Genomic DNA, 16,332 nt, shown 5'->3' with positions numbered 1-16,332 from the left:
CCGCTACTCGAACGAGTGGCGGTTTTGTTTATTTACGAATACGCTTTTTCGCTTTATAATCTCTTATATTAAGGTCAAGAAATCTTGTCACCATTGCTCTATCTTCCTCACTCATATCCTGTATTACTTCAAAATTTTTTAGAAGTTCTTTATTTTTAATAGAAACTGTTTCATCGTTGAGCAAAGTATCACTCGAAACACCTAAAGCATCGGCAATATTTTTAAGCGCATCCGCAGGCGGAATGCTGCTTCCCAACTCATAATGAGAAAGGCTTTTATTACTCACTTGAGACTTTTCTGCAAGTTCAGCTTGTGAAAGTCCTTTTTGTTGTCTGTATAATCTTATACGCTCTACTACGCAAAGTCTTACGACTTTGAGCTATAAATTTGGGTTGCAGACATTACTAATATTGGAAACAGAGCGAATCCGAGTTATTTAATTTTATGGGATGGCAGATCATTGATAAAAAATTTCTCAAATGAGAAACTGAAATTCTGACGGTCAACTTTCCCGCTGCGCAAAGTCTCTGACTTTGAGCTGAAACAAAAAAACCTCGCATCTTGAGAGGTTTTTTTGTGTTTTATAGTGTAGCTACATTTTTATTACAGAAGTCTTTGAATTTTTTGATGGCAAGCATTTTATATACCATTTTAAAAATCATCGATTTATCCCTCTGCTCTGCTGCGCAAAGTCTCACGACTTTGAGCTATAAATTTTGGTTGTAGACATTACTTATATTGGAAACAGAGCGAATCCGAGTTATTTAATTTTGTGGAATGTCAGATCATCAAAAAAAATATTTCCAAAACGAGAAACTAAAATTCCGACAGTCAACTTTCCTTAAAAAAATAAATCATGTAAAATGAGTGAACCATATCAATGAAACGAATCACTCATTTTTAACACAAGATAACCTGTCAGCTAACTACCGACAACCTTTACATTGTCCAATTCCCAGGTAGCTGCAGCTGCTGGCGTAGAAGCATACCGGAAAGCAATCTGTATCTCTTTATTAAGAAAATTATTCAGGCTTATATCTCCGGAATAGGTCCAGGTATTGAACTGTTCTGAATTGGGATCTAAAATAGCAGATAAAGGAATCCACACGGTCGTGGAAGGATTTCCCGTATAATTTTCAGTAATAAAGACCTCAAGAGGATGACCATTATATCTTACATCTGTTTCGAATGATAACGTTGCGGAACTGAATCCCTGTAATGAAACAGGTTTTGAGATCAGCCAGTCCTCATTTAAATTATTGCCTGAAGCAAAACCATTCATTACTGCGCAGGGTTTAGGGTTTCCAAACTGCTGAATGTTCCAGATCTGAGCGCCGCTTACGCTTACCTGAATCCAATGATCTGTAAGACTCCCCTCAAATCCATCAAAGAAAAATCTCTTTCCGGAAAATTCTATATCATTTAAATTCCGGATGAGCATCCGCCAATTTACATTGTAACGGCTGACAACAAAAGTAAGAGAGCCTTTTCCTTCCGGTAAAAGATCTGAACCGAAACTGGCAAATCCTGAATTTCTGATTCTGGACGCATTCCCAGATTGATCTACAATATTACGATCTGTATCAACTCCGGCTCCGGCATTATAATTCAAATATTTTTTTCCTATCTCCCCGGTAGCAAACTGCACATCCCGAACTTTAACCAGCATATTAATATATTTCTCATCATGCGCTGATTTTAGCGTTGCCAATTCCAACGGTTTTATTACGGCAATTTCAAGTTTGTTACCATCACATACTCCGGAAATATATCTGTTCAACAATACTCCCGGAATTCTTCCGATATCATACACCGGATCAGCGGATCCGATCTTTACAACTCCCCGGTCGGTCCCCAACCTCAGCCCTTTTGCATTGATTCGTATACGGGCACCTACAGGAAAATCTGCATAGTTATTTCCTCTGTCAATTTCGATTTGCAGAGCTGCTGTTGGATTCTCGGGCTTATCCTGAAAAGAGATTGTCTTGTAGAAGTTGCCGCTCTCATCAGAAGAGGTTACATATCCTTCAAAAATCTGATCCGTTTCGATCAGTACGTATCCTACAGCAGGAGCCTGAGCTTTAAAATCAGACAATGTGATTGTTGTATCGGCAAATCTGTTACGACAGTTGACAGGTGGAGTTTCCCATTCGTCTTTCTGCACACAGGAGACGAGAAAAAAAACCGTAAATGGAATCCCTGTCAAAATATTAGAGTATTTTTTTATATTCATTTTTTAATTTTAGTTTAGTCCATATTTAAAATCTGATCTGAAAATTAACAAAGTAAGATCTGCCTTGGGTGTACCAGTATTTAGGACCAAATAATGTAAATTCACGATCACGATCTTGTCTGAAATCAGGAAATTTCGCATTTCTGGTCTGCTCAAAACCACCTGTTATATATTTTGTATTATCAAACAGATTATTGAGAGTAGCAGACAACAGAACATAATATTGACCAAGCATCCAGGATTTACCGGCATTGACATTAAAGAAGAATGCTGATGGCAGTTTGTCAGGTTGTAAAACTCTTCTTAATTCAGATTCCGTAAGATCAAAAAATGGTGTCCCTGAAGAATTATTCTGAACAAAAGATTCAGTTCTGATCAATGCTGACGGATCGAGATAGTTATCATCCAGATAATTCCAGTTTGCACCGGCCCACCAGTATTTCGGAGAATTATATCTCATCCCTACGGAATATGCGCGCTGAGGGGTACCTCCCTGACGATAATTTTTCAGGTATGCTTTGCCTAAGCTGACATAAGAATTTCCTGTTGCGTCTGCAGCAAAATAGGTTACAGGATTATTTTGATAAGTAAACTGCCCTACACTCGCTAATGCCTGTATCGAAATTGTTGACAGTACCTTTACATCAATTCCCGCTTCCACTCCGCAATTCTTTCTTTTCACATCGGTCATTACCTGAGTAACAAAAGCACTCCGCACCGCCAATTCATTGCCTCCAGAATCAGAATCATCAAGCTGAATACCATCTGCAAAGAATCTTTGTATTGTTGTTTCGTTAATAGAATTAATCAGATAACCTGATAATTTTAATTTGAGAAAGGGTGAAGATATAACATAACTCAAATCATGAGCGTTGACCATCATATTCTGCTCATTTGGAGTTACAGAACCATTGATTCTAGGATTGACAAAGAGATTTTCCAGATAAGGAGCCTGTGAGAAATAAGCTCCGTTGTAAACAATAAAATTCCTGCCGTTTAATCTGTAAACAGACTGTCCTTTTACCCCATAATTCCAGAAGCGGTGGGCAGTACCCCTACCAAATGAATCTTTATAAAGATAGTGATTAAACAGTCCTTCTCTGCCGGAAGATGAATACGCTGCCATTGCAGACACAAAAATATCAAACTTTCCTGCAGAAAGCTTCAGTCCGGGATTAACTTTAAATTCCTCTCTTCTGAATATAAAGTCATAAGTCAGTTTATCGCCTTTCTTTTTTGTTACATTTTCTTCTCCCTCATTAAACAACCCTGATTTTCCCGGCTGACTGGTCCCAGCGAAAGAATCCTGGTTCAGGGCAAAATCTGCACCTAACAAATCATTGATCTCCCTGAATTGTTCAGAATGATAATTCTGGTAAGAAATATTTAGTAAAAAACTCATCTTATCATTAAAATGATGCACAAAATGCGCAGCTGCATTGAAAATTTTATCATCACTCACATCATTTATAAGATAATAAAGAGCTTTTTTTCCGGTAATTCCGTAATAAGTTCCTGTGGGCTGTTGTATATTTCTTTTGTACAGATTACTCCAATTCAGTTGCGTACTGTTAAAATCTCCATTTGACCAGGCTGACAAAGAAGTATGGTAAGCATCCTGAACTGTTGTCATGATGCCGCCGGAATTGGCAACATAAGCGTTTGAATCCAGAGAATTATAATAACTGGGCAGGTTTCTGTAATAAGTTGGTGAAGGATTTTGGACATTCTGCCAGTCTAAACGGGAACTTTTATCCTTTCCGAACTGATACGAAAACGATGTCCAGAGATTTGACTTCTTTATAATCTTCCAGAAATCCTGAATCTGAAAAATGGGCTGAAACCCTTTTCTAACCCTTTCATTTCTCTGTTTCCCATCATGATATCCCCAATAAGAATTGTAATGTACCCCTCTGTAATCATAAACTTCCTGTGTGCCCGGGCTTGAAGCAGATCTTCTGTAAGATGCACCAATAAAGTTAAAAGTTAAACTGTGCTTCTCATTGATTTTTTTCTCAACTCCCAGAAAAGCACCATAAGCATCATAGAACGTACCTTCCTGAATTCCTTCCTCAGCCCATCTTCGCGCACCCATGACAGTAAATGCCCAGCCTTTACTGTTCATACCTGAGCTGTATCTCAAAGAAGTTCTGTTTCTGTAATTCCGGTTAGTAAGAGATTGTGTAAACTGAAATCCCTTTCTATATTCGCTGGCCTTCGTGTTTTTGTAAATGACTGAGCGGTTGCCTCCAAAACTGTAATCTGAAGGCGCATGGTTCTGAGAAATTTCAGGGTATCGGGTAATCTCATTCAAACCTCCCCAATTACCAAAATCAACATTTCCGCTATCAGGCCTTATCATGGACACACCATTTAACATAACCTCTCCCATCCTCCCATTAATGCCTCTGGGCCTGAACCAGTAGAAACCCAGGTCAAAAGCAGCAACTCTGGTGAAAACATCCATAGAGGACTGGAGCAAACCCACCGTTGAAGATTGCCTGTTATAGTATTCACCATCATCATTCTCAATAATTGCAAATCCCCGGTCTTCAATGAAAAAATCAGAATGCAAAGTAAAAACTCCGAGGTCTTTTCTTTTTTCTCCAACAGCTACTTCAAATTCAACTCTTTTTGTTTCATAGTTGGGTTTAGTAATCACCAACTGATAATTTCCTGGTATTAAATTAATAAACTGAAAATAACCTGTTTTATCAGCTCTCACATTATTCTCTATTCCCGTTACAGATATTTCAGCCTGTCCCACAGATCTACCTTCAACATCTTCAAGATAGGCAAATATGGTTGTCTGCGCAAAACTAAGAGATGCAGGCAGTAAAATAAGCGCCGGGAAAATTGATAGTTTTTTAATCATTTGCATGTGTGTTTTTAATAGTTCATCTACCCCTTATCCATAATTGGAACATTAGATCGGGATAAATCTCAATTTTGAACCGATGAACAAATTTAACATGACTAAATTCCTAAAAAATATAGTAAAATCCAATATATTTAAATATTAAATGTAAATTTTGATTTAAAAAAATTACATTAATATCAAATTAACATAATAATATTAATTTTAAATACAAATGAAAAATACTTTACTGGTACTCTTAGTTTTCTGTTCAACTACAATTTCGGCACAGCATAGAAATATAAAAAAAGTTGCAACAATAGGCTTTTTAAATGTTGAGAACCTTTGGGATACTATTCGGTCTGCAGATTACATCGATGGAACAAGAGATCCGGCCAATCCTGCATTTCACAGAAGCATCCCTTTAGATTCCCTTAAATTTTTAGAGGCTGAAAAATATAACGGGTCATGGAGCGATGGGGCATTAATAGGCAAAAGAGTAGTAAGATATCAGAGGGGATCAGATGAATTTACTCCTGAAAGCACAAAAAATTATACGACAGCAATATACAGGAAAAAAATAGAAAATTCCGCTAAAGTAATTTCGGAACTGGGTTCACAATATACAAAAACAGCACCTGTAATAGTGGGACTTATTGAAGTAGAAAACAGGCAGGTGATCCAGGATTTGATAAAACATCCTGCTTTATCAAAATATGATTACGGGATTGTACATTATAATTCTTATGATCCCAGGGGCATTGATGTTGCATTAATCTATCAAAGGAAAAGATTCACTGTTACCAATGCCCTCAAAAAAGAATTGAAAATATACAGTTCCAAAGGTATAAGAGAATACACCCGGGATATTTTGGTTGTATCCGGAATTTTAGACAATGAAAAAGTTGGCATCCTAATGAATCACTGGCCTTCCAGACGTGGCGGTGAAGTGGTGTCCTCAAAAAAAAGAAATGCAGCAGCAAGTTTACTGAAACAACAGATGGACAGTATCAGAACAACAGATCCTTCGACAAAGCTTTTTGCAATGGGCGATTTTAATGACGATCCCGTGAGTGCAAGCTTGAAAAATTATTTAAACGCAGCAGGTAAAGAAAAAGATCTCTGTGACGAAAAACCTTATCTCAATTTAATGTATCCCTTATATAAAAAAGGAGTAGCCTCGTTAGCATATCAGGATGCACCTAATCTTTTCGATCAGATCATTATATCTAAAAATTTAGTTTTAGAAAAAAATCCGAGAGAATATTCTGTATACAGGGTTGAAATATATGCACCTCCCTATCTTATTAATAAAAAAGGAAATTATAAAGGCTACCCCTTCCGGTCGTGGAATGGTGACCAGTTTACCGGAGGTTACAGTGACCACTTTCCTGCATTTGTCGTTTTACAGAAAGAACAGTAATTATGCAATGCTATCAAATGCTTTTTATGTAACTTTATGATTATGAAAAATTTAGTCCTCATTATTTTTTTTGCAATCATACCTGTAAGTTGCATAGCTCAGTCAAAACCCGAAAAAAACAAAGAAGAGCCTGCCATGAAGCCGGAGAAAAATGATGACGGAGAATGGGATCTTATTGTAATAGATACCCAGTTCGATTACTTTTTAAATGCTGTTGCCAGACCGGTAAGTCAGTATTCTGAATCATATCTGAAAAGCAGAAATGCTATTCTCGTTACAGAATGGAATTCGTATTTTTCTTCAGGAAGATATAGAAATATCATAGAATCATCGATCGACTATGATCCTCGGGAAAATTACGGAATTAAGTTTGAATATAAGCTGTATCAGGTTTTTGCTTATGTTAGCTGGAAATATAAATTGAGAATGAATGGATTGGGCGCTGCAGACTCCTTTAGATTTTAAACAAAAAAGGTTCAGAAAATTCTGAACCTTTTTTGTTTAATTAAAGATGATTATTTATTGAATAACTCTTCAACTTTATCCCAATTCACTACATCAAAAAATGCAGCGACGTAATCAGGTCTTCTGTTTTGATAATTTAAATAGTAAGCATGCTCCCATACATCCAATCCTAATACAGGTGTTCCCTTAGCATCAGCAGTTGGCATCAGAGGATTGTCCTGGTTTGGTGTAGAAGTTACAGATACAGACCCGTCTTCATTTTTTACTAACCACGCCCAGCCTGAACCGAATCTTGTTTTTGCAGCTTCTGAAAAATCAGTTTTGAATTTTTCAATACCACCATAATTTTCGATAGCAGCTTTTACACTTCCCACAGGCTCTTTACTTCCACCTGGAGTTAAAATTTGCCAGAATAACGAGTGATTAAAGTGACCTCCTCCATTATTTCTTACTGCCGGTTTTTCTACACCGTTTCTACAGATATCTTCAATAGATAATTCCGCAAGATCAGTTCCTTCAATAGCTTTATTTAAATTGTCGATATAAGCCTGGTGGTGCTTTGTATGGTGAATTTCCATTGTTTTTGCATCAATTGTCGGCTCTAAAGCATCGTACGAATATCCTAGTTGTGGTAATTCAAATGACATAAGTTTTATTTTTTAATGTTAATATGTAAATTTAGCCAATATTTAAGCCAATATCAACAAAGGCATATTATTTTAATAAATCTTTAACATAGATAATAATCAGACAGGAATACAAATCCAATAATCTTAAAAAATTTTATTACAGGCTTTATCTATTCGTTCCTAAGTAAAAATAGATAGTCGCTGCTTATTCAGCTATTATTTATAATTTAAGCTTTCAGATATGACCGATTTTCAGACGGCATGACCATAATGGTTTTTGCAATCATCATATAATAATCAAACTGTATTGTATGTCAAAAAAAAAAGCACAGATAAAAAACCTGTGCTTTGTAAACAATATTAACTTAGCCTATCTGTTCATAGACATTAAAAATTCTTCGTTATTCAGTGTTCCTCTGATATTTTTATTGACAAATTCCATTGCCTCAATAGGATTCATTTCAGAAAGATATTTTCTGAAAATCCACATTCTCTGAGAAGTTACCTCATCAAGCAACAAATCATCCCTCCTCGTACTTGAAGAAACCAAATCGATTGCAGGATAAATTCTTCTGTTTGCAATTTTTCTGTCTAACTGGAGTTCCATGTTTCCGGTACCTTTGAATTCTTCAAAAATAACTTCATCCATTTTAGATCCGGTATCAATCAATGCTGTTGCAATAATAGTCAGTGAACCTCCGTTTTCAATTTTTCTTGCTGCCCCAAAAAATCTTTTAGGTTTATGTAAAGCATTCGCATCTACTCCGCCTGAAAGCACTTTTCCTGATGCCGGAGTTACTGTATTGTAAGCTCTTGCCAGCCTTGTGATAGAATCAAGCAGAATAACCACATCATGTCCACATTCAACCATTCTCTGGGCTTTTGCCAAAACCAGGTTGGCAACTTTCACGTGCTTATCGGCAGCTTCATCAAAGGTGGACGCAATAACTTCCGCATTCACACTTCTTTCCATATCGGTAACTTCTTCAGGACGTTCGTCAATTAAAAGCACCATCATATAAACTTCAGGATGATTGGCTGCGATTGAGTTGGCAATATCTTTCAGCAACATGGTTTTACCTGTTTTTGGCTGGGCAACGATCATGGCTCTCTGACCTTTGCCAATCGGAGCAAATAAATCAACGATTCTTGTAGACATCGTGGAGTTATCTCCTGAAAGGTTAAATTTTTCTTCAGGGAAAAGAGGGGTAAGATATTCAAAAGCAACACGGTCTTTGATAAAAGCCAGATCACGGCCGTTAACTTCAATCGGTTTTAATAAAGAAAAATATTTCTCACCTTCTTTTGGTAAACGGACGATCCCTTTTACGGTATCACCTGTTTTTAAACCAAAATTTCTGATCTGTGCCGTAGAAACATACACATCATCGGGTGAAGAAATATAACTGAAATCTGACGAACGTAAAAATCCGTAGTTATCAGGTAAAATCTCTAAAACACCTTCAATACTAACCATTCCGTCAAAATTGAATTCCTTTTTGGATTCAGTTTCTTCCTGTCTGTCAGAATTTCTGTTCTGATTCGGGTTTTGATTTTGATTCGGATTCTGATTGGGGTTAGAATTCTGATTTTGGTTATTGTTCTGATTTCTGTTTTGGGAATTACCACTGTTCTGCTGTGGATGGTTAGGAACTTTTTGATTCTGAGGCTGTCCCTGCTGAGGTCTTTTTGGTTTTTCTTCTCTTATTTGTGCAGGAGCTGCAGCAGCTTGAGATTCTGTATTGACCGGTGTTTCTTCTTTTTCCTGTGCGGGCTTTTCAGAAGTATTTACAGGAACTACTCTTTTTCTTTTTTGCTTAGATGCATTGGAGGTTCTCTCTTCCGTTTGCTCTTTTGCTGCTTTAGGAGTTCCTGTTTCAGGAGTTGAAGCTTCTGCAACAATCTCTTTCTCTTCAGGAGCCTTCTCTTTTTCCACGGCAGGTTCGGCTTCTGCCTTGGTTTCCATGGCAACTTTAGGTCTTGCCGGTTTTTTGGGTGCCGTTTTTTTAGGAGCAGCTTTCACCACTTTTTCTGCTGCGGCAGGTTTTTCTTCAGTTTCTGTGTTGCTTTCCGTGGTATTGAAATAATCTTTTGCAACTTTAGGGTTAGAAGCCTGAAAATCAAGAACGGCGAAGATTTTATCATTATCTGTGCTGTTTCTTGCAACCTTAACGCCCAAATCTTTTAGGATTTTAGTCAATTCCGTTACGGATTTTGACCTTAACGTTTCTATGTTAAACATATTTAAGTAAAAATGTAATTAGTTGTGAGTAAGAAAAGTAAGTCCGGTGACTTTTGTTTTCAAGTACATTGTATATTGCAAATCTACACTTATTTTTGAATTGTGCAAAATTTATGTTATTTTTGCTGTTGAATTTAAAACTCTATGTTACAAAGGATACAGACTATTTGGATTTTGCTGTCCGTATTATCGGCAGTTTTCTTATATATTACAGGACAGGATGTAGAGGTTTTTGGCAAAGCACCGATTGTGAGCATATCATCAGTTATTTTGGTTTTGATAGGCGCTTTCAGTCTGTTCAGCTTTAAAAACAGGAAAAGACAAATCTTGCTGAATACTGTCAGCATTATTATAAACGCTTTGTTGATTGGTGTATTGGTGTACTGGGTACAAAACTTATCCGGAGGAATTGATTTTCCTGAGAAGGGTATTGAGCCGGTTTTCCCATTGATTGCGGTAATTTGTTTGTTTTTGGCAAATATTTTTATCAAGAAAGATGAGAGGCTCGTAAAATCTGTAGACAGACTCCGATAACCTGACAATGATTTTTTTTGAGTAAGAACAGCTTCTTTTTGGAGCTGTTTTTTTTATGGTAAAACTGAAGATATAACAGGTTATATTACTGTCAGTGATAATCTGAATGATCTGTAAGGTTATCTTTTATGACTGCAATAAATTTTTGCAACACCTCAACCAATTGATAATTTTCTCCGAATGAATTCTTATTTCATATATTGTTTTAACATATTCACAGTGGTCTGATTATTTAAATGTAAAACAACGTTTACAAAAACTATAAATATAATTTGTATACACTGCAACATTTCCGGAAATATTGCGACACATTTTATTAAATAATAAATATTTATCCTAATGAAAAAACTAACCCTTCTTACGCTTTCTTTATTTTCTGCAGCAATCTTTGCACAGGATGTTTCTGAAGAAAAACTAAAAACTGTCATAGCAACACTTTCTTCTGATGAAATGAAGGGCAGAGAAATAGGAACTGCAGAAAATGATCATGCAGCAAAATATATTGCTGAACTTTTTAAAGAAAATAAATTAGAATACTGCACCGGCAGTTCTTACCTGGTTCCTTTTGACTATAAAGGAAAAACTGTTTACAATGTCTGTGGCATCAAAAAAGGAAAATCTGAAAAAACACTTGGATTTTCAGGACATTTTGATCATATCGGAACGAACGAAAGTACCGGCGATAATATTTATAACGGAGCAGATGATGACGCAAGCGGAATTACCGCTCTTGCGGGTATTGCAGAATATTTTAAAAATAAGAAACCAGAATTCTCAATGGTTTTCATGGCCTTCAACGGAGAAGAAAAAGGAATGCTCGGCTCGACTGCAATTGCTGAAGATAAAAATTTGGATAAAATATATAAAAATCTCTCCGCACTTTTTAATTTTGAAATGATCGCAACTGAATCTGAGTTTGGGAAAAATGCAGTTTTTATTACCGGTGATGAGTTTTCTGATCTTGATGAGCTTTTTAATAAAAATGCTGTTAACGGATTAAAAATCTATCCTGACCCTTACGCTTCTGAGCAGTTGTTTTACAGATCAGACAATGTAAGTTTTGTAAAGAAAAAAATTATTGCCCACTCTATCTCTACTGCAGACATGAGTAAAATTAAACATTACCATCAGGTAAAGGATGATATGAGTATCGTCGACCTCCAAAATCTTACCCAGCTAATTAATAATTTTGGAAAAACTTTGGAAAAATTAACCCCAAAAAACTTTACCCCTGTGTATAATGATAAAGTAAAATTCAATTAAAAACGTCTTATCATTATATTTTAATTAATTTTGCTATCCAATTTCATTGAATGAACGAATATAAAAAAATACTTAAATTCGCAAAGCCGCATCAAAAATACATTTACGGGAGTTTATTTTTCAATCTTTTGTATTCTGCGTTTCAGATTGCGTCTCTGGGAACGATCCTTCCTGTTCTGGGAATGCTTTTTGGCACAATCAAACCCGAAAAATATGAATCTGTTCCGGTTTATTCAGGAGACCTTGTAGATTTTTTCGCCTATTTAAAAGAATACTCCAATTATTATGTTCAAAGTTTAGTTACGGAGTATGGTTCTTTAAAAGTATTAGCATGGCTTTGTGTAATCACTGCCTTTATGTTTTTCCTTAGAAATTTTTTCCGTTATCTGGGATCTTATCTATTGATCAACTACCGTGTAGGTGTCACCAAAGATCTCCGCGGAGCAATGTATCGAAAAATCCTTTCCCTTCCTGTTTCATTTTTTACGGAAAGCAGAAAGGGAGATATGATGTCACGGATGTCAAATGATGTAGGTGATGTCGAAGGCAGTATTTTAGGAAGTCTTGTCGACCTGATCAATGCTCCATTTATGCTCATCAGCACCTTGATTACCTTATTCTTCCTCAGCCCGGAAATGACGCTCTTTTCGCTTCTTGTCTTACCAGTAATGGGAACAATGATTGCACTCATCGGGAAAAGCCTGAAAAAAGATTCTCACGAAGCCCAAAATGAGATGGGAAATATTTTTTCTATTGTAGATGAAACCCTAAAGTCAACAAAGGTTATCAAGATCTTCAACGCAGAAAAAATAATGAATAACCGTTTTATGCAGTCTATGCAAAAATGGATCAACAGCTCAATCAGCCTGGGAAGAAAAAAAGAACTGGCATCGCCAATGAGTGAGTTTTTAGGATCAGTAACGTTCCTGATTATTGCATGGTACGGTGGGAAGCAGATCATTGTGGAACAAAGCATCTCACCTGCAGACTTTCTGGTTTTTCTGGGTATTTTTTTCCAGATTTTACCTCCAATGAAGAGCTTATCATCTTCTATTTCAAACATCCAGAAAGGTGAAGCTTCTCTGACGAGAGTTTTGGAGATTCTGGATGCCGATATCAGAATAGAAGAAGTTGCTGAGCCCGTTTCGATTTCCAGCCTTGATGCAGGTATCCGGTTTAAAGACATTGGTTTTTATTATGACAAGTCTAATTTAATCCTTAAAAACTTCAATCTGACCATTCCAAAAGGAAAAACAGTAGCTCTTGTGGGGCAAAGCGGAAGTGGAAAAACCACTATAGCTAACCTTTTAGCAAGATTTTATGATGTTTCTGAAGGTGAAATTTTAATTGATGAAACCAACATCAAACATTTAAAACTTGAAGAATACAGAAAATTACTGGGTATGGTAACCCAGGAATCTGTTCTCTTCAATGATTCTGTTTACAACAACATTTTAATGGGTAAACCGGAAGCCTCAAGAGAAGAGGTAATTGCAGCTGCTAAGATTGCCAATGCAGATCTGTTTATCACACAGCTTCCCAATGGTTATGATACCAATATCGGAGATGACGGAGGAAAACTTTCAGGCGGACAAAAGCAACGGGTTTCTATCGCCAGAGCAGTTCTTAAAAATCCCCCTATCATGATTTTGGACGAAGCAACATCAGCTTTAGATACGGAATCTGAAAAATTTGTACAGGATGCCCTTGAAAAAATGATGGAAAACAGAACATCTTTAGTGATTGCACACCGGCTTTCTACCATTCAAAAAGCAGATTGGATTGTAGTCATGGAAAAAGGTGACATCGTGGAACAGGGAACACATACTGAACTCATAGCAAAACGAGGAACTTATCATAAATTGGTAGAACTTCAAAATTTCGACTAATATAATTTATTTAAAATGAATCCTATACAAGAGTATTTCTTCAGAATCACCGAACCTGAAAGGAGTGCTCTTCTGTTTATAAGAAAAAAAATTCTTGAATCCGATCCTGAAAATATTACGGAGACTTTAAGCTTCGGGCTTCCTTTTTTTAAATTTAAGAAGAAAATGCTTTGTTATTTATATTACAGCAAAAAGTATAAAAAGCACTATGTCAGTTTTTATCACGGTGACAAGTTAGATGAACCAGAACTGATCTCTGAAGGCAGAAAAAAATTTAAAATTCTTTTAATCGATATGGAAAAAGACTTGCCTCTGGAACTTATTTTAAAGGTGATTAATGATGTGAAAATCCATATTAAATAAAATATGAAACCAACTTAAGTTTCTATTTTAATTTTTTTTGGCAACAAATTTATTTCCTGATAATTTCATGCTTAAAATAACTTCCTCCCAATCATAATATTGATCATATATATTCCTCAAGGATAGAAAGCAAGATCAATCTTAGGATCTCTCGCTTCATTCACATTTTTTCCGTCATAAGTACAGATGACTATATTTTTCACTTTTCTGTCTGATTTTATATTTACATAATCCGATGTCGTATTTGAGAATATGACAATATCAATTTCGTGCACCCATTGGTTTTCAGGGAGCAAAGCAATATTTACCCAATAATTACAGTCATAACTATCTCAGAGTGCACCAAAGGTTAGGAAAGAATAAGTTCCGCATGTGTCAGTTTTTTGCACATCGATAATTGGGCAGGATGATGGTATTTACCTGAACCGAATTGGATACATCGCACTGCATAAATATCATCATAAACAATCTGTGAAAATACATCAACAGTGATTTGTAACTGTACTTCAAAAAAGAAAAACAGCGCAAAAAAACACCAATGCTGTACTTTTACAACATTGATGCATGCTATGTATAATTATGTGTTTTTAAAATTAAGGAGTATTAATCCCATTTGTTTCGGCCTGCTTTATAGCCCAAGCCAGGGCATTCGCAAATATGATGGAATTCTGAACCTGCATACTTCCTGCAGCATATCCATTACCTGCTGAACCATAAACAGACTTCTCAACAGGAAAATATCCTCCTGAACTAGGTGCCACAAATGGCTCAATTGTATTACTTGTATATTGATTACCGTTAGCATTCTCATTACTCAGAAAACCACCGTCACCAAACCAGATAAAATGAAGAGAATTGTGTCTCAATCCAGAAATCCCTGTACGTGAAGCTGTATCATTAATTGGCTGCGCAAAACTGTAAGGAGTAAATCCACTGGTCAGTCCTGTAATATTGATAGTTGATGAAGCATCCTCGCCCCAATTTTTACCTCTTACGTCTCCAAACGGACCGTTTAAGACAGGATCATTAGTGTTTGAAAGAGAATACACTGATCCTGCACCTGATCCAATGGTGGCAACTATTGACGGGTCAGAAAAAATTGCCCGCATCAGGTTCTGAGAAGCTGTTGTATTATCTACAAATGCGATTAGGAAGCAATATAGCCTGCTGCAATAGCATCCGGTATATATGGGAAGCCTATAAAAACAATATCAGGTTTTGAATTTAAAGCGGTAAGCAACGTCGCACTTGAAGGCGTTGCTCCTAAAGAAGTATGAGTGTACCCTCCTGATTTAACCCTGCTTGTAACAGCTGTTCCGAAATTGGTAGAAGAATTCATCAGGCTTCTTGAAGGACCTGTAAATGCACTGTACCCATATACGGTCTCAGCTCCGATGTGCAAAACTTTTTTAACAGGAATTGTCATCATTACAGTAACATTACACGTACTTGTACCGTCTAAACTGTTTGAAGTAACAGTCATTACTTTATCAGCTGTAGAGGTAGGATTACCCGTACCGGATAAGGTGACGTTCTGATTACCAGTGGAAGTAAATGTGCCGCTAACACTGAAAGAAATTCCATCTACCGTATTGGTTGATATTGAATAACTGCCCAGGACACTTACATTCACAGGAAGTGTGATCGTATTACTTGCCGTCAATGCGTTTCCTTTCGTGTAAACGCCGTTAACCGTAGCACTTCCACAACTTACCGTGTAGGTTCCGGCATTATCTAAAACAGTAACACGTACCGGAGGGGAGCATGTCTGAGCAACTCCGTCATTCGTGATAGATATTGTATTCCCGCAAGTAGGACATCCTGAAGCTGTATTCGTAGGTGTTCCACTGCCTGTTAAATTTACAGTAAAAGTACCGGCAGTTAAAAAAGTTCCGTCAGCATGAAAGTTGTACCCATTGCTTGACGTTGCTGATATATCATAAGTTCCAGGCTTTGTAACCGTTACGGTGATCGTAAGATAATTTGAAGCATCAAGTATCTTTCCTTTTATATAAGTTCCGTTTACGGTAACATCAGAACTGCAGTTATATGTATATGCCGCTTTTCCTAAACGTCCGCATATACTCTTCCATCTCGTCTCCGCAGAACTCCAATAATTAAAACAGTCTTCCTCTATATTATAAACCGTCAGTCCGTCATCTACAGCGGTATTAACGGTTATTGCATCTCTTTGAGCAGTGGTGAGTCGTGGGATCAGAATTCCCTTATTGTTATTATTGGACACGACATCCAAAACTGAATTCTGATTCGGAGTAACTGTATTTATACCTACACTTCCATTTGTAGTCTGCGAAAAATAATTACCACATGCTATCAGTAATGCAACAACCAAAGTTTTAATGGTAAAAGTAGATTTTGTTTTCATCTTTAAAGTATTTAAAAAAATAATTAAATAGTTTTTCAGAAACAAAAA

The 16,332-nt window shown here is 36.5% G+C and carries 14 protein-coding genes; 6 read left to right on the top strand and 8 right to left on the bottom strand.

The genetic code is table 11. The annotated features are described in order from the left end of the window. Positions 1–28 precede the first annotated feature (28 nt). From AC2A07_RS16520 to AC2A07_RS16510, 3 genes are all read right to left on the bottom strand, one after another. Positions 29–346 carry a helix-turn-helix domain-containing protein gene (locus tag AC2A07_RS16520; protein ID WP_484051318.1) on the bottom strand — a complete coding sequence of 106 codons (318 nt, stop codon included), beginning with the start codon at positions 344–346 and terminating at the stop codon, positions 29–31. Positions 347–922: 576 nt separating this feature from the next. After that, a complete protein-coding gene (locus tag AC2A07_RS16515) occupies positions 923–2,233 on the bottom strand; it encodes a M949_1556 family lipoprotein (protein ID WP_484051295.1) in 1,311 nt (436 codons plus the stop codon). Between the two features lie 25 nt (positions 2,234–2,258). Continuing rightward, positions 2,259–5,108 (bottom strand): carboxypeptidase regulatory-like domain-containing protein, encoded by a 2,850-nt coding sequence (locus AC2A07_RS16510; RefSeq protein ID WP_484051294.1) that lies wholly within the window; start codon positions 5,106–5,108, stop codon positions 2,259–2,261. 217 nt (positions 5,109–5,325) lie between these two features. On the opposite strand from AC2A07_RS16510, the gene AC2A07_RS16505 reads away from it, so the two are divergent. Next, complete coding sequence (locus tag AC2A07_RS16505; RefSeq protein WP_484051293.1) at positions 5,326–6,513, top strand: endonuclease/exonuclease/phosphatase family protein; 1,188 nt, start codon at positions 5,326–5,328, stop codon at positions 6,511–6,513. A 42-nt stretch (positions 6,514–6,555) separates the two neighbouring features. Continuing rightward, a complete protein-coding gene (locus tag AC2A07_RS16500) occupies positions 6,556–6,978 on the top strand; it encodes a DUF6146 family protein (RefSeq protein ID WP_314493788.1) in 423 nt (140 codons plus the stop codon). A gap of 50 nt (positions 6,979–7,028) precedes the next feature. On the opposite strand, the gene AC2A07_RS16495 is transcribed toward AC2A07_RS16500, so the two are convergent. Both AC2A07_RS16495 and rho read right to left on the bottom strand, forming a co-directional pair. Next, entirely contained in the window at positions 7,029–7,625 is a 597-nt protein-coding gene (locus AC2A07_RS16495) for a superoxide dismutase (RefSeq protein ID WP_484051292.1), read from the bottom strand. A gap of 352 nt (positions 7,626–7,977) precedes the next feature. Continuing rightward, positions 7,978–9,849, bottom strand: coding sequence for a transcription termination factor Rho (rho, locus tag AC2A07_RS16490; RefSeq protein WP_484051291.1), 1,872 nt, complete (start codon positions 9,847–9,849; stop codon positions 7,978–7,980). Between the two features lie 144 nt (positions 9,850–9,993). Between rho and AC2A07_RS16485 the strand changes: the two genes are divergently transcribed. The 4 genes from AC2A07_RS16485 to AC2A07_RS16470 all read left to right on the top strand — a co-directional run bounded on the left by AC2A07_RS16485 (position 9,994) and on the right by AC2A07_RS16470 (position 13,898). Next, positions 9,994–10,383, top strand: coding sequence for a DUF4293 domain-containing protein (locus tag AC2A07_RS16485; RefSeq protein ID WP_484051290.1), 390 nt, complete (start codon positions 9,994–9,996; stop codon positions 10,381–10,383). Positions 10,384–10,722: 339 nt separating this feature from the next. After that, positions 10,723–11,646, top strand: a complete 924-nt coding sequence (locus AC2A07_RS16480; RefSeq protein WP_484051289.1) for a M28 family peptidase — start codon at positions 10,723–10,725, stop codon at positions 11,644–11,646. Positions 11,647–11,696: 50 nt separating this feature from the next. Then, positions 11,697–13,535: an ABC transporter ATP-binding protein gene (locus tag AC2A07_RS16475; RefSeq protein ID WP_484051288.1), complete on the top strand. Its 1,839-nt coding sequence runs from the start codon at positions 11,697–11,699 to the stop codon at positions 13,533–13,535. 15 nt (positions 13,536–13,550) lie between these two features. Next, the gene (locus AC2A07_RS16470; protein ID WP_484051287.1) at positions 13,551–13,898 is read left to right on the top strand and encodes a DUF1801 domain-containing protein; all 348 of its coding nucleotides are present in this window, start codon (positions 13,551–13,553) and stop codon (positions 13,896–13,898) included. A 116-nt stretch (positions 13,899–14,014) separates the two neighbouring features. Here AC2A07_RS16470 and AC2A07_RS16465 read toward each other — a convergent pair whose 3' ends face one another. The 3 genes from AC2A07_RS16465 to AC2A07_RS16455 form a co-directional block, all read right to left on the bottom strand. Continuing rightward, positions 14,015–14,173 carry a hypothetical protein gene (locus tag AC2A07_RS16465; protein WP_484051286.1) on the bottom strand — a complete coding sequence of 53 codons (159 nt, stop codon included), beginning with the start codon at positions 14,171–14,173 and terminating at the stop codon, positions 14,015–14,017. Between the two features lie 318 nt (positions 14,174–14,491). Then, positions 14,492–15,007, bottom strand: a complete 516-nt coding sequence (locus AC2A07_RS16460) for a hypothetical protein (protein WP_484051285.1) — start codon at positions 15,005–15,007, stop codon at positions 14,492–14,494. Positions 15,008–15,045: 38 nt separating this feature from the next. Next, positions 15,046–16,284: a hypothetical protein gene (locus tag AC2A07_RS16455; RefSeq protein WP_484051284.1), complete on the bottom strand. Its 1,239-nt coding sequence runs from the start codon at positions 16,282–16,284 to the stop codon at positions 15,046–15,048. Positions 16,285–16,332 lie beyond the last annotated feature (48 nt).

This window comes from Chryseobacterium sp. HNCC26DJ238, assembly GCF_057180465.1.
Note: the sequence above shows the minus strand (reverse complement) of the source record. Positions and strands in the feature narration are given on the sequence as shown.